At 45.0% G+C, this 15,329-nt stretch carries 15 protein-coding genes; 13 read left to right on the top strand and 2 right to left on the bottom strand.

Translation table 11 applies throughout. From position 1 onward, the window contains the following. The first annotated feature begins 7 nt into the window (after window positions 1-7). Genes dtd through deoC form a run of 3 tightly spaced genes read left to right on the top strand, consistent with a single transcriptional unit; the run spans window position 8 to window position 1,738 of the window. On the top strand, window positions 8-460 hold the full coding sequence (gene dtd, locus NBH07_RS09005; RefSeq protein ID WP_005860440.1) for a D-aminoacyl-tRNA deacylase: 453 nt from the start codon (window positions 8-10) through the stop codon (window positions 458-460). A gap of 2 nt (window positions 461-462) precedes the next feature. Next, entirely contained in the window at window positions 463-795 is a 333-nt protein-coding gene (locus tag NBH07_RS09000) for a nucleotide pyrophosphohydrolase (protein ID WP_008778912.1), read from the top strand. A 4-nt stretch (window positions 796-799) separates the two neighbouring features. After that, complete coding sequence (gene deoC / locus NBH07_RS08995; protein ID WP_008778913.1) at window positions 800-1,738, top strand: deoxyribose-phosphate aldolase; 939 nt, start codon at window positions 800-802, stop codon at window positions 1,736-1,738. Between the two features lie 191 nt (window positions 1,739-1,929). Here the strand turns inward: deoC and NBH07_RS08990 are convergent, their stop codons facing one another. Beyond that, window positions 1,930-2,904: a polyprenyl synthetase family protein gene (locus NBH07_RS08990; protein WP_009016525.1), complete on the bottom strand. Its 975-nt coding sequence runs from the start codon at window positions 2,902-2,904 to the stop codon at window positions 1,930-1,932. Between the two features lie 101 nt (window positions 2,905-3,005). Between NBH07_RS08990 and polA the strand changes: the two genes are divergently transcribed. From polA to NBH07_RS08970, 4 genes are all read left to right on the top strand, one after another. Then, window positions 3,006-5,771, top strand: coding sequence for a DNA polymerase I (polA, locus tag NBH07_RS08985; RefSeq protein ID WP_039848501.1), 2,766 nt, complete (start codon window positions 3,006-3,008; stop codon window positions 5,769-5,771). Window positions 5,772-5,981: 210 nt separating this feature from the next. Continuing rightward, a complete protein-coding gene (gene araJ / locus NBH07_RS08980) occupies window positions 5,982-7,130 on the top strand; it encodes an MFS transporter AraJ (RefSeq protein ID WP_005860430.1) in 1,149 nt (382 codons plus the stop codon). 206 nt (window positions 7,131-7,336) lie between these two features. Then, window positions 7,337-8,440, top strand: coding sequence for a redox-regulated ATPase YchF (ychF, locus tag NBH07_RS08975; RefSeq protein ID WP_005860429.1), 1,104 nt, complete (start codon window positions 7,337-7,339; stop codon window positions 8,438-8,440). Between the two features lie 95 nt (window positions 8,441-8,535). Then, window positions 8,536-9,450: a TolB family protein gene (locus NBH07_RS08970; RefSeq protein ID WP_005860427.1), complete on the top strand. Its 915-nt coding sequence runs from the start codon at window positions 8,536-8,538 to the stop codon at window positions 9,448-9,450. On the opposite strand, the gene NBH07_RS08965 is transcribed toward NBH07_RS08970, so the two are convergent. After that, window positions 9,442-10,587 carry an AraC family transcriptional regulator gene (locus NBH07_RS08965; RefSeq protein WP_005860425.1) on the bottom strand — a complete coding sequence of 382 codons (1,146 nt, stop codon included), beginning with the start codon at window positions 10,585-10,587 and terminating at the stop codon, window positions 9,442-9,444. The two genes, NBH07_RS08970 and NBH07_RS08965, sit on opposite strands and share 9 nt — an antisense overlap. A 204-nt stretch (window positions 10,588-10,791) precedes the next feature. On the opposite strand from NBH07_RS08965, the gene NBH07_RS08960 reads away from it, so the two are divergent. The 6 genes from NBH07_RS08960 to NBH07_RS08935 all read left to right on the top strand — a co-directional run bounded on the left by NBH07_RS08960 (window position 10,792) and on the right by NBH07_RS08935 (window position 15,255). Beyond that, window positions 10,792-11,760, top strand: a complete 969-nt coding sequence (locus NBH07_RS08960) for a fimbrillin family protein (protein WP_005860423.1) — start codon at window positions 10,792-10,794, stop codon at window positions 11,758-11,760. Window positions 11,761-12,262: 502 nt separating this feature from the next. Further along, window positions 12,263-13,210 carry a fimbrillin family protein gene (locus NBH07_RS08955; RefSeq protein ID WP_008778918.1) on the top strand — a complete coding sequence of 316 codons (948 nt, stop codon included), beginning with the start codon at window positions 12,263-12,265 and terminating at the stop codon, window positions 13,208-13,210. Window positions 13,211-13,421: 211 nt separating this feature from the next. After that, the gene (locus tag NBH07_RS08950; protein ID WP_029257165.1) at window positions 13,422-13,877 is read left to right on the top strand and encodes a DUF4252 domain-containing protein; all 456 of its coding nucleotides are present in this window, start codon (window positions 13,422-13,424) and stop codon (window positions 13,875-13,877) included. Window positions 13,878-13,888: 11 nt separating this feature from the next. After that, the gene (locus NBH07_RS08945; protein WP_005860415.1) at window positions 13,889-14,401 is read left to right on the top strand and encodes a GFO_1088 family ECF-type sigma factor; all 513 of its coding nucleotides are present in this window, start codon (window positions 13,889-13,891) and stop codon (window positions 14,399-14,401) included. Next, window positions 14,394-14,786: a diguanylate cyclase family protein gene (locus NBH07_RS08940; RefSeq protein ID WP_005860413.1), complete on the top strand. Its 393-nt coding sequence runs from the start codon at window positions 14,394-14,396 to the stop codon at window positions 14,784-14,786. The genes NBH07_RS08945 and NBH07_RS08940 overlap by 8 nt, the downstream gene beginning before the upstream one ends. A 4-nt stretch (window positions 14,787-14,790) precedes the next feature. Then, window positions 14,791-15,255 carry a DUF4252 domain-containing protein gene (locus NBH07_RS08935; protein ID WP_005860412.1) on the top strand — a complete coding sequence of 155 codons (465 nt, stop codon included), beginning with the start codon at window positions 14,791-14,793 and terminating at the stop codon, window positions 15,253-15,255. Window positions 15,256-15,329: the final 74 nt, after the last annotated feature.

Genomic DNA, 15,329 nt, shown 5'->3' with positions numbered 1-15,329 from the left:
GAACAAGATGAGAACAGTTACACAACGTGTGCAGCACGCTTCCGTCACGATAGACGGACAGCTTAAGTCCAAAATTGGAAAGGGGCTATTGGTATTAGTCGGTATCGAGGACAAGGATACGCAAGAAGACATTGAATGGTTGGCAAAAAAGATCACCAACCTACGCATATTTGACGATGAAAACGGGGTCATGAACCGCTCGGTTATCGAAGCGGGAGGCGAGATCATGGTTGTCAGCCAATTTACCTTACACGCCTCTACGAAAAAAGGGAACCGCCCCTCCTACTTAAAAGCGTCTAAACCGGATATCGCCATTCCGATGTATAAAGCTTTTTGCGAAGAGGTAGGGCTTCAACTCGGAAAACCTGTACAAACCGGAACATTCGGAGCTGATATGAAAATTGAACTTTTAAACGACGGGCCGGTTACTATTATTATCGACTCTCAAAATAAAGAATAAGTATGGCAGATATAACTTTACAACAAGCCCAGCAAATGGTAGACGCTTGGATCAAGACCTATGGGGTCCGTTATTTCAATGAGCTTACCAATATGACCATCCTCACCGAGGAAGTGGGCGAGCTAGCCCGGATCATGGCACGTACCTACGGTGAGCAGTCTTTCAAGGAAAGTGACAAACACCGGGATTTAGGCGATGAAATGGCAGATGTCTTATGGGTACTGCTTTGCCTCGCCAACCAGACCGGAGTAGATCTTACCGCCGCTTTCGAGAAGAATCTCCAAAAGAAAACAGACCGAGATAAAGAACGACATATAAACAATCAAAAACTATAAGCATATGGCACATCATCACGATTGCGAATGTGGACATGATCATCATCATGAACATGAACACGAATCAAATTCCGTACAGATAGACCGTTATCATGAAGCTTTCAATAAGTTTGAGCCGGCCCTGCCGGATACCCAGACCACCGAGACTGTAAACGCTCTTTTAGAGAAACATTTCCAAGAAAACTTTACACCGGAAGTATTGAAAACGATTCATGGCTGCATCGACTTGACCTCATTGACCAGTCTGGATACCAAAGAAAACATCTGGAAGATGGTCGACACGGTAAATGATTTCGAGGGAACTCGTCCGGATGTCCCGAACGTAGCCGCTATTTGCGTCTATCCCCTATTCGTGGAAACGGTTAAGCAGGCACTTACTGCGCAAGAGGTTAAGATTGCGTCGGTTGCCGGAGGTTTTCCTTCCTCACAGACATTTACGGAAGTCAAGATCGCCGAAACGGCCATGGCAGTCATGCAAGGAGCCGATGAAATCGACGTTGTCATGAACCTAGGCTATTTCATGGAAGACAATTTCGAGGAATTGACCGAGGAATTGCAAGAGATCAAGGAGAGCTGTCGCCACGCCCATTTAAAGGTAATCTTAGAGACCGGAGCTTTAGTCACAACGGAGAACATCCAAAAAGCATCCATCCTAGCCATGTATTCCGGCGCGGACTTCATCAAGACCTCTACCGGCAAAGGATACCCGGGAGCCACTTTCGAGGCCGCCTATACCATGTGCAAGGCCATCAAAACCTACCATTCCATCACCGGAAACAAGGTTGGCATCAAGATCTCCGGAGGCGTACGCACGGCGGAAGACGCAGTTCGATATTATACGATCGTAAAGGAGATACTAGGCGATGAATGGCTTAACAAAGATTTGTTCCGTATAGGAGCGAGCAGTCTGGTCGGTGATATAGAAAAACGACTCGGGAAATAGTCCATTCTAATAAACCGGGCTCAGATGGCTTAGAATCCTGTGTCCGGTAAGCACTCTCAAAGTCAGTTAACTTACCTTGGCATCGAAGTTAACTGACTTCGTCAAGTAAGTTAACTTCATTGGCTATTGAAGCATACTTACTTTTTTACGAACAAGAGCCATCTCTCTACAACTAATAGATAAAGGAATTTCTATTTGGAGCGAGTCATGATATAATCGGCCAGCTGGATCAAGGATGTCCGTGCCTCAGACTCTGGCAATCTCAAAAGAACATCGACCGCCTTATCATGATATTCCTTCATGCGGGCCTCGGCATATTCGATTCCACCGTTCGCCTTGGCGAACTCGATCAAAGAATCGACATTCTCCGCCCCGAAATCCTTCCGCAAGATCATATCCAGATAACGGGCGGCCTCCTCTTCCCTACCCTGCCGCAAGGCATATAATAATGGAAGCGTAACCTTACCCTCACGAATGTCATTTCCCGTCGGCTTACCGATATTCGCCTCCTTGAAATAATCAAAGATATCATCCTTGATCTGGAAGCAATACCCCAGATACTCGCCAAACTCACGGCAAAGAGCGATCACCTCCGCGGAGGCGCCCGATGAAATGGCCCCGATCTCCGTGCAAGCGGAAAGCAAGGTAGCCGTCTTCTTCTTGATCACTTGCAGATAGCAATTCTCGTCTAGGATACTCTCCTCGGCGGTCTCCAATTGCTTGATCTCACCTTCGGACAAGTCCCTGCCCAGATTGGAGATAATCCCGACGATCCGCAAATCGCCGGTTTGTATGGAACGGATCAAAGCGGTAGAAAGCACGTAATCGCCTACCAACACGGAAATACGGTTATCGAAGATAGCGTTCAATGAGGGAACGCCACGACGTTGCTTCGTCTCATCGATCACGTCATCGTGAATCAACGTGGCGGTATGCAAAAGCTCCAGCAAGACAGCGGAATTGATCGTGTTATCCGTAACCTGTCCACAGACCTTGGCGGTAAGGAGCACCAATAACGGACGCACATGCTTCCCGGTAGAATTCAGTATAACGTCGATAGCCGATTGTAACCGGGTCGTCTCGCTGCGTAGAGATGCCTCGAAATCCTTATTGAAACGTTCAAATTCAGCGGAAACCGGTTCTTCTATTTTCCTTCTTTCATCCATAATTCCATGCAAAGATTCGCAAAAGTAACAAAAACTATCGAGTAAGCGAGTTTTTTCGTACATTTACCCAGATTTTGTCCCACTAAAACGTGTTAAAAGTAATGAAGTTATTCCTTATAGATGCGTATGCGTTAATTTATCGCTCCTATTACGCCTTCATCAAGAATCCGCGTATCAACTCCAAGGGTGTGAATACCTCCGCCATTTTCGGTTTTATCAACAGTCTGGAGGATGTATTAAAACGTGAGAACCCGACTCATATAGCGGTGGCCTTTGACCCGAAGGGACCGACCTTCCGCCATGAGGCCTTCGAGCAATACAAGGCACAACGGGAAGAGACGCCGGAAGTGATCCGTCAATCCGTCCCTATCATTAAAGAAATCATAGAGGCTTACAATATTCCGATTCTGGAAGTACCCCGCTACGAGGCGGACGATGTGATCGGCACCGTGTCCAAACAGGCGGAGAAGGAAGGCTTCGAGGTGTACATGATGACGCCGGATAAAGATTACGGCCAATTGGTGTCCGAACATATATTTATGTATCGTCCGAAATTCGGAGGCGATTACGAGATCATGGGCGTGCCCGAGGTCTTAAACAAGTACGGCCTCACGAGTACGGAGCAAGTGATCGACTTGCTGGGACTGATGGGCGACGCTTCCGATAATATCCCCGGCTGTCCGGGTGTCGGCGAGAAGACCGCTCAAAAACTACTGACCGAATTCGGAAGCATCGAGAACCTGTTAGCGAACACTGATAAGTTGAAAGGCGCGCAAAAGAAGAAGGTAGAGGAGAACGTCGAGCAAATCCGTTTCTCCAAATTCTTGGCGACGATCAAGACGGATGTCCCTATCGGGTTCGATGCCGCCCGTTGCGTTCGTGAAAAGCCAAACGAAGAGCGGCTGACTGAGATTTACACAGAATTGGAATTTAGAACATTTATTAACAAACTAAGTTCTGAGCCGGTCAAAGCCGCTCCGAAAGGTCCCGTTCAAGGCGATTTGTTCGCGATTTTTACGCCCGAGAGTACGGAAGAGCCCAAAAAATCGATTCTCACGGACTTAAAGTCCACCCCCCATAACTATTATTTAACTGATACAGAGGAAAAACAAGCCGATTTAGCCCGCTTTTTATTGGGTCAAGAATTTTTCGCTTTTGACACGGAAACCGATGGCATCGATCCCTTGAAAGCCGGATTGGTCGGAATGTCGTTCGCCGTGAAAGAAAACGAGGCTTGGTATGTCCCTGTTCCCGCCAACTCAGTAGAGGCGGCGAAAGTAGTGGAACGCTTCTCCCCTGCCCTGCAAAATCCGAAATCATTAAAGATCGGGCAAAACATCAAATTCGATATTTTGGTACTTCGTAAATACAACGTGAAGGTAGCCGGTCCTCTGTTCGATACGATGATCGCCCATTACCTGCTGAATCCGGAATTACGGCACGGAATGGATTACCTAGCGGAGACCTACCTCAAGTACCAGACCGTCCACATCGAGGAACTGATCGGCCCAAAAGGAAAGAACCAGTTATCGATGCGAAACGTACCCGTGGAGCAAATCGCCGAATACGCCGCCGAGGACGCAGACGTCACGCTCAAGCTAAAGAATTATTTCGCGCCCGAGTTGAAGAAAGAAGGACTGGAATCCCTCTTCACCACGATCGAGATGCCATTAATATATGTATTAGCGGAAATGGAGGCCACCGGCGTCACGCTGGATACGGTAGCGCTTAAGCAATCTTCGGGGGAACTTACCGCCTCCATGAACAAGCTGGAGCAAGAGGTTTACGAGCTGGCCGGTGCGGAATTCAACATCAACTCCACGAAACAGGTCGGCGAAATCCTTTTCGACCGCTTGAAGCTGGACGAGAAAGCGAAGAAGACCAAAACTGGCGGTTACAGTACCAGCGAGGATGTATTGGAGAAACTTCGCAACAAGCATCCCATCATCGGCAAGCTTCTTGAATACCGCGGACTTAAAAAGTTATTAAGTACCTATATCGACGCTCTACCCGAGTTGATCAATCCGCAGACCGGAAAGATACATACCTCTTTCAACCAAGCGGTAACATCTACCGGACGCCTCAGCTCTACCAATCCGAACCTGCAAAACATTCCGGTACGGGACGATCTGGGTCGTGAGATCCGTAAGGCATTTATCCCGGACAATACGGATTGCCTCTTCTTCTCGGCCGACTACTCCCAGATCGAACTTCGTATCATGGCCCACCTGAGCGGTGACCCGCATATGATCGAGGCTTTCCAAAGCGGAGCGGATATTCACGCCGCTACCGCCGCCAAGATCTACGGAATCCCGGTAGAAGAAGTAACCAGCGATATGCGCCGGAAGGCGAAAACCGCCAACTTCGGTATCATCTACGGCATCTCCGTCTTCGGGCTCGCCGAGCGTCTGGGCATCCCTCGTTCTGAGTCCAAGGAACTGATAGACGGTTATTTCAGCACCTACCCCCGCATCAAGGAATACATGGAGGAGAGCGTCAAAGTAGCCAAGGAAAAAGGATACGTAGAGACCATTTTCAAGCGCAAGCGTTTCCTTCCGGATATCAACTCACACAACGCCGTCGTACGCGGCTATGCCGAGCGAAACGCGATCAATGCCCCTATCCAAGGGAGCGCCGCCGATATCATCAAACTAGCGATGGTACGCATTTACGAACGCTTTGAGGAAGAGGGATTGAAAAGCAAGATGATCCTCCAAGTACACGATGAGTTAAACTTCAATGTCTACAAAGAGGAAGCCGAGGTGGTAAAGAAAATCGTGCTGGAGGAAATGGAAAACGTCATGAAACTACAAGTCCCCTTAATCGCCGATTGCGGCGAGGGAGAGAACTGGTTGGAGGCGCATTAAAATAATGCCGGAATTCCCCTTAAAAAAACATGTACGTGTTTTCCTGAAAACACGTACGACTTTTTCTTGAAAGACGTACATGTTTTTTTAAGACCCTAACAGCCCATCACGAAACGCAAAACTTTCCCCTAAAAACATTCCGAAAAGCAAATAATAATGTATACTATACACTATATTTGCGCTCGAAAAGATTGTTGAGCATTTTAGGTTATGAAAAAAAGTTTGATCGCTTTAGCTTTCGGTACCCTTGGGCTGGGGATTGCCGAGTTCGTAATGATGGGTATCCTACCCGACATCGCGAAAGATTTACACATCAGCATTGCTACAGCCGGGCATCTGATCTCAGCTTATGCACTAGGGGTTTGCGTAGGCGCTCCCATGTTGATTATCGCCCGTAGATATCCATTAAAACACATTTTGCTTGTTTTAGTAGGGATTATGATGATCGGTAATTTATGCGCCGCATTAGCGTCTAATTACTGGGTATTGATGATAGCCCGCTTCATCTCTGGATTGCCTCACGGAGCTTACTTCGGTGTTGGCTCCATCGTAGCCGAAAAGCTTGCTGATAAAGGAAGAGGCTCCGAGGCTGTCTCTATCATGATAGCGGGGATGACGATCGCCAACCTATTCGGTGTCCCGTTGGGGACGGCCCTCAGCACCATGCTCTCGTGGCGTCTGACTTTCTTACTGGTTGGTTGCTGGGGCATAGCCATCTTATATTACATCTGGAGATGGGTACCTATGGTAGAGAACCTTCCGGATACTGGCTTTAAAGGACAATTTCGTTTTCTTAAGACTCAAGCGCCATGGTTAATCCTAGGGGCGACAATGCTAGGTAACGGAGGTGTATTTTGCTGGTATAGCTATATCAGCCCGCTATTGACACAAGTATCCGGCTTCTCGGCCGAAAGCCTTACTGTTCTAATGGTATTGGCAGGTTTCGGTATGGTAGCGGGCAACTTGATCAGTGGCCGCCTATCCGATAAATATATGCCCGGACGGGTAGCGGCCATAGCGCAAGGCATGATTTGCGTAGCCCTACTGCTCGTCTTCTTCTTGGCACAAATATCTTGGTTAAATGTCTTGCTGATGTGTCTGTGTACGGCGGGATTATTCGCCGTCTCAAGCCCTCAACAAGTATTATTGATCCGTTACTCCAAAGGTGGAGAGATGCTGGGAGCCGCCAGCGTACAAGTTGCGTTCAATTTAGGAAATGCTATCGGAGCTTATTGTGGTGGGTTACCATTGGAGGTCGGCCTTGGTTATAAATATCCGGCCTTGATAGGTTCCGGATTCGCTTTTATCGGATTCTTGTTATTGACTTTCTTTTACCGGAAATATGAGAGAACAACCTAAGTAAAAAATAACATTAATAAAGAAGCCTATGAACAAACTCGTTAAAACATTATTAAACAAACAATCGATGAGGCAACCGGTTAAGCATGAAGAGAAAGCCTAAGAAAATAACCGTATCAGCCTAAAATTGATTATCTTTGCGAACTCAAAACAAGTCGCTTGGAGCGACTATATAACAGATTGATAATAAAAAATACGATAATAATATGGCATTACAATGTGGCATTGTGGGACTTCCGAACGTAGGAAAGTCTACCCTTTTCAATTGCCTATCCAACGCGAAGGCACAATCAGCGAACTTTCCGTTCTGTACGATCGAACCGAATGTAGGCGTGATCACCGTACCCGACGAGCGACTGAATAAACTAGCGGAAATCGAACATCCGCAGCGAGTGATCCCCACCACCGTAGAGATCGTGGATATCGCCGGATTGGTGAAAGGAGCGAGTAAAGGCGAGGGATTAGGCAATAAGTTCTTGGCTAATATCCGTGAGACAGACGCTATCTTGCACGTATTGCGTTGCTTCGACGACGATAATATCGTGCACGTGGACGGACGTGTAGACCCGGTCCGTGATAAGGAGATCATTGACTATGAGCTTCAGATCAAGGATTTGGAAACGATAGACAGCCGTATCGCCAAGGTGCAAAAACAAGCGCAAACCGGAGGTGATAAGCAAGCCAAGATCGCTTACGAGGTACTTTGTAAATACAAAGAGGCTTTAGAACAAGGAAAAAGCGCACGTACCGTTTCTTTTGATACGAAAGACGAGGAACGCATTGCCCACGATTTATTCTTGCTGACGGATAAACCTGTCATGTATGTTTGTAACGTGGATGAGGCTAGCGCCGTAAACGGCAATAAATATGTAGATGCCGTACGCGAGGCGGTTAAAGACGAGGATGCCCAGATTCTAGTAGTCGCCGCTAAGATCGAGAGCGAGATCGCTGAGTTCGATACCTATGAGGAACGCCAGATGTTCTTACAAGAGATCGGATTGGAAGAGTCTGGCGTAAGCCGTTTGATTAAATCGGCTTACAAATTATTGAATCTGCAAACCTTCTTGACCGCCGGATCGGACGAATGTCGTGCGTGGACGTTCCATAAAGGCTGGAAAGCTCCTCAATGCGCCGGTGTTATCCATACGGACTTCGAAAAAGGATTTATCCGTGCCGAGGTGATCAAGTACGAGGATTATATCGCTTATGGCTCCGAGGCTGCTGTTAAAGAGGCCGGAAAGATGAGCGTTGAAGGTAAGGAATATGTTGTGCAAGATGGAGATATCATGCATTTCCGTTTCAATGTATAAGGAGTAATCGAAATAAATTATATCTTTGAAACCGGGTAAAATAGCGTAAAGCTAATTTTACCCGGTTTTCTTATATCCTTTAAATCTATATGTATATGAAACGTTTTCTCAATTCTGTACTTTGTATGTGTATCGCTGTTTTTTGTACGCATGCCCAAAAAAAGAATGTGACTAGTGTGCTGGAAGTGATGGACATTACGACCGGGCAACGTTCCGTTGTCAAGGAATTCCCTTTTTTGATCGAGGCACCTAACTGGACTCCGGATGGTAATTGGCTTGTATATAATAGTGGAGGAAAATTATATAAGCTCTCTCCGGAATCTCCGGGAGAGCCGCAATTAATCAATAGCGACTACGCGACCCGTTGCAACAACGACCATGTGATCTCCGCGGATGGGAAGCAAATAGCGATCAGTAACGGAACGAAAGAAGATGGCCGGTCGCGTATCTATACCCTGCCTTTCGAAGGAGGTGTTCCCCGATTGATTACCCCACTCGGTCCTAGCTACCTACACGGGTGGAGCCCCGACGGAAAACAACTCGCTTATTGCGCCGAGAGAAACGGTAATTTTGATGTTTACGTCATTCCTGCCCTAGGCGGAGAAGAAAAACGTCTTACGACAGCCGAAGGTTTGGACGATGGCCCCGAATACTCACCTTGCGGACAATATATCTGGTTCAACTCCGTACGTACCGGGCTTATGCAAGTCTGGCGCATGAAGGCGGATGGTTCCGAACAAACCCAGATGACATTCGATGAGACCCGAAATTCTTGGTTTCCCCACATCTCTCCGGATGGAAAACAAATCGTTTTCATCACCTATACAAAAGGTGATCTGGAACCCGGACAACACCTCGCCAATAAAAACGTAGAGTTACGCCTTATGCCAGCCGAGGGCGGAGAACCTAAGACTTTAGTCAAACTATTCGGCGGGCAAGGTACGATAAACGTAAACTCTTGGGCACCCGATAGCAAGCGATTCGCTTTCGTCAGTTACCGGTTAAATTGACTCGTTCCCGTCTCTCCTGTATTCGGAAGGAATAACCCCTGTCTGCTTAATAAACGCACGACGGAACGTACTGATAGAATGGAAGCCCGAACGTTCGGCTATCTCTTGTATACTGGCCAGAGGTTCGGCTTCCAATAAACGTTTGCTTTCCTCTACCCTGAAATGGTTTACGTAATCCGAGAAGGAACAACCTAATTCTTTATTAAACAATTGGGATAGATAAGAGCGGCTCATCGGGAAGATCCGCTGTAAATCCGTTAAGCGTAAATCTTCCCGTAGATAGGGCTTTTCACGTTCAAACCACGCCTGTACTTCCTCAACATACCTTTGGCGTATGATGCCTTTCTGTTCCTCACTACCTTGATCATCATCCGTATCCTCCTCCAAATCGGGTAATCCCCATCCGCTCTCGAATGTGTGATCCAAATGGATAACCTTTAGGAACAAGGCCTTATAAAAGAAATAGTACCATAAAACCAATAAAAACGTTTTGTCGATTACATATAGGCTAACCCGATCCGTAAACAACAATACCAAATAAAAAATATACATAGAAGAAAGGATCAGCATGGTCTTTTTCAACCAGTCCAGATCATAATCTTCCGGGTCCGATACATTTTCCCTTAAATACACCTTAAATCCCTCACTATAGCGCAAGATCAGATAAATAGGAACGATCATATACAGAAGCGTGAAAAATAAAATCAAAAGCCTTATAACCACATCCAGATTCAAGGTATCGAATACCTCGCCAAAAGAGTTATAACGATGAATATTTCCACCGGATAGCCGGTAAATCAAAAAAGAAATACCCAATACCCATATCGGACTGGTAAAAATAAAGAAACGGCGAACGGTCATATAGCAAGGTCGTAACACTTCTATCACGTAACAAGCTAATGTAGCTACCACAATACATCCCATAATCAGCACATCCGGATGAAATATCTCTTTTGAATCCTCTAAATACAGGTTAACCGATACTCGTACCGCCGCTAAAAACGCCCATAATAACATACTCCACCCCAAAATCTGTTTTGCCCTATTCTCACGGGCCCGTAGTAGCAGGGTAATACCACCAAAAACACAAAAGCCTAATATCTGTAAGCTTAGTAGAAACTGAATTTTATCCAACATAATAACACTACCTCCTATCTATTAAACAATACGCCCCCCCGAATGTTCTTTTTGACCCCTCAGTTAACAATATGAACGCCTTAGACAATTTGAACGATCTAATTTTATACGATTTCACCGACGTTTTAGACCGTATGCACCTCCCTTTCCCCTTAACCACCCGATATTTGCATCCAGAAGTTTCACACAAAAATAAGTAAAATAATGAGAAATTTAGTACTCTTTACCAGTATGATTTTAAGCTTTTGGGGTTGCTCCAACGACAAAGACTTCGGAGGTCTTGAGAATATCGGCTGGAATGAAAAACCACTCCAAATAACGACTCGTATCCTAACTACAAAATCCACCAATTTTATACAAGAATTTAAAGAAGGCTCTATGCTCGGACTACAAATCACGTCCGGTACAGTCGACGATTTATACAATGGCATATCCACTTATAAAAACGTAAGCGTAAAAGCTTATAGAGTGAATGGAAAAATCCGGTGGCAACAGAGTCCGGAAGTGATCCTTGACTCTAATGAAGCTACGATATACGCATATTATCCATATCAAGAAGATATAAATTTTAACGCCCGGCAGATACCTGTTAAACTGGCCCCGAACGCATTGGAGACCGATGATTATATGTATGGAACCCATGCGATCGGACAAAAAGCGGTCAACAGTACCTCGCCACTTGTATTACTCAGCATGAATCATGCCCTATCGCTTATATCTTTCCAGCTGAACCTAAGCAAAGGCAAGACAGGTGCCTTTATTATAAGTTCCGTTCAAGTAGGAAATAAGCCCGGTGGAACAACTTTAGTCAGCGAAGGAACCCTCGATATCACGACGGGCGATATCATCGGTTCTACCGCCCGTAGCACGTCCGCATCCACGGTATTATCCTTGACGAATCCGGTTACCCTCATCAACGAGAAATATTGTGATCCTATGCGGCTCATGGTAATTCCACCTTCCGGCACGATCGGAACCGGAGACGTGGAGACCTTATTCACGATCAACGGAGAAACCTACAAATTTGACATACCCGCTAACACCCAATGGGAAAAAGGGAAAAAATATTTATATAAGCTAAGCTTTAACGGAAGGTCGTTACAATTGCGAGACGTCTCTATCACAGACTGGTTACCGGGTAACGACGAAGGATTGATCGGCAATATCATGTAAGTTTTTTATGTTGTGGTTATTAAGGTGTAATGCCGTGGCAAGCTTTGATCCGTTTGCCACCGGCAACTACACTGAAAATAACAATTGGCTCTATCATTCCGGCGAATTAGACCATCGGGGTCACTACCCGTACGATGTGTTTTTCATTCAGCCGACTCTATATATTCTCTCAATAAGAGAAACAACGGGTCTCGTCCAAATACCCTTTTACATTCAAGGGTTATCATTCCCTCTCAACTTATCGCCAAAAACACTCTTCTATTTGACTATTACAAGGACGAGACCCGTTTAATAATAACTTTATATCTCTTGGATATATTGATTATTATAGTATACAATAAAGCAGATTACTTTGCGTATTAAGAGGATAAAACAATCGTTACTATATAATATATAAAAATATCATTTTATAACAGGAATAATAATTAATAGTAATAGAATAATAAACTATATTGGCTCAAATGTTTATTGTTTGAAAGGTTCCATTAAAACATTAGACAAAATGAACAAATTATTATTAATTACGATCTTGTTAATCATCTTTACCGGATGTCATGAAAATCAGCAGTGGATGTCCAAAGAGAAATCAACCGCACGAAAGTCAGTTCTTGAAATGACCACCCGGTCCTATACGGCAGGTTCTTCAGTATTCACCGAAATTCTGCCCGAAGGGTCCGAAATAGGATTATTTATAACCTATGGTAATCAAGACAGTTTATATAAAGGCGCATCTCTTTATAAAAACGTAAAATCAAAGGCTGTAGGCTCATCAAAAGGTTCTTTAAAATGGAAACAAACACCGCAGGTATTCCTTAGATCTAATCGACCAGTCATGATCTACGCTTACTCACCTTATAAAGTACAAATACCGTTAGATCCTACCTCCATACCGATCAAAATATCCCCAATCGCGGCGGAACCCCCCTCTTATGAATATGGGAGGCTCTCGCAAGGCCAAAAAGAGGTCAACCGTAAATCTCCGCTCGCGAAACTCTCCATGAATTATGCATTATCACTTCTCTCATTCGAAATATATCAAGATTCGGACATCAACGGGCTATTCAAGCTAACCTCCATACAGATCGGTAACCGTGCGGGAGGTAATACCTTGCAATATACCGGGACAATGGATATCGTAACCGGAAATATCAAAGGAACTCCCGGGGCATATAAAGCCACTTTACTTACAATAGATCCATCCGTAACTTTACGACACGCGAAAGCGGAGGAGCAAAATATCCGTATAGTCCCTACCTACTCTCCTATCCGGGAAAAAGAAGTTGAGGCGATCTTTACTATCAATGGAAGAACTTACAAATACATCATTCCGGAAGGCACCTGCTGGAATAAAGGATATAAATATTCCTATAAGTTATATTTCGATGGTAAAGATATCAGGTTACACGATTCCGTCGCCTATATATGGACACCTAAACTGAAGAAAAAATAATCAGTATATAAAATAAGAGTACTAATCTATGGAACTTTTCATTCTTACCGTAAAGCCTATCGAGAATAAATACGCCCGGACTCTAATCTTTTTTGCCTATTTTTGTAACAAACAAATCCCTTATCCCGTCTTCTTTGTGAAAGCCCCCACTCTAAGGCGCACGGACGAAGGGCGATCCAAAAACATAGTATTAACGAAAAAGTCAATTACAATGAAAAGATTACTAGTGTTACTGGCCATCCTCCTTATCAGCCAAGTAGGATACGGGCAGCAGAAGATGGATCAATTATTCAATGCTTTCCGGGGTGAAAGCGATGTTACTTCCGTAAATATCGGAAACATAACGATGAAGCTAGCCAGCCTGTTCACCGAGACAATGGGAGTAAACGGTATAGAGATCCTTGAATTTGATAATTGTGCCCAAGAGGTGAAAGACCGACTGTCTACCGCCATACGGAACCTGAGAGATCCTGATTATGAGACGATGGTCACGGCAAATGAAAGGGACAGTCGCACGAAAGTTCTTGTCAAAATAAAAGAGGATATGATCCGTGAACTGGTCATATTCACGACAGGAAGCGACAATGCGTTAATCCGTATCAAAGGAAAGATCAGCCCGTCCGATCTAGACCGGGTAATCAATGAGCACAAAACTGGAAATTATTAAGGGCGATACTGATGGACGTTGATGTTTTTAAACAACGGTTCCTACCCTTTCATCCTAAACTCTATCGGATCGCTTATGCCTTATTAGACAATAAAGCGGATGCGGAAGACATACTTCAAGATGCCTATTGCAAATTATGGAATAAAAGGGATGAGCTGGGAGATATCCAGAATCCGGAAGCATTTTCCATAACATTGGTCAAAAATCTTTGTCTGGATTTCCTGCGCTCGCCCAAAGCAAGCCGAAGAGACAACGAAGAGGCATTGGAGACCGTTCTATTAACGACCGACTCCTCGCCGGAAAAGGAATTGGAAGAAAAAGAGGATATCCGGCGTATACAAGAACTGATAGAACAGCTCCCCGAGAACCAGAGGCAGGTAATCCGCCTGCGTGGTATTGAGGATTGTTCCTATGAGGACATTGAACAGATTACAGGGCTTAGCTCCTCTAATATAAGAACATTACTTTCCCGGGCACGCAAATTGATCCGGGAGAAACTAGAAAAAGCAAGTTGTCATGGATGATAAAAAGATAGATGAACTAATAAACAAGGCACTCCAAGAGGATTTAGCCTTACCGGAGGGACTTTCCGAAAGGCTGGAACGACAAATCGACTTCCTAGCCCAAGAAGAGATATCTCCCCGAGTCTCACGAAGACGTTCCTTCTATTGGATAAGCGGAATCGCCGCCGCTATTCTTGGCGCCCTATTCCTCATCTTCACGGAGACAAATCGTCCGGCTCCCGTTATGGCCGATACCTTTACCGATCCTGAAGAGGCAGCTGTCGTAGCCCAAAATGCCTTGGCGTTCATGTCTAGGAATTTAAACAAAGGTCTCGGGCAGGTCAATGAAGCCAGTCAAGAGATCACAAAAATAAACAAGATCGTAAATAAACATTTAAATGATTAATACAATGAGACTCAAACAACTATATACAATACTGCTTCTCTGCTGCGTGAATATCTGTTTTGCCCAGAACAAGCTTTTCGACAAATATGCGGATATGGACGATGTTACTTCCGTATATATCTCCAAAAAGATGTTTCAGATGATGCCGGTCATGGAAACCGCCGGACTCAACCTTGCCAACCTGAAAGGGAAAATAGAATCCCTGCAAATACTCACCACCCAAAAAGCGGATTTAAGGGAACGAATGCGAGGTGAGTTCAAAGCCTTGATCGGAAAGGATCATGAAGAACTCATGCGAGTAAAAGATGGAAAGACCAAAGCCAATTTCTACGTCAAGCAACAAGGAGAACTGATACAGGAGTTGATCATGATAGCCGACATGGACGACGGGAGCTTCAGCGTCATGCAATTGTTAGGGCGTTTTACGCTCCAAGATGTGCAGGAAATTACCAGTGAGATCAACAAATAATAGGATAATTTCGTGAAAACCATCGGCTTTTTATAGTATCTTCACCACCATAAGTTAAACAAAAATCATACGCG

The organism is Parabacteroides sp. B2-S-102 (genome assembly GCF_023656665.1).
GTDB lineage: Bacteria > Bacteroidota > Bacteroidia > Bacteroidales > Tannerellaceae > Parabacteroides > Parabacteroides distasonis.
Note: the sequence above shows the minus strand (reverse complement) of the source record. Positions and strands in the feature narration are given on the sequence as shown.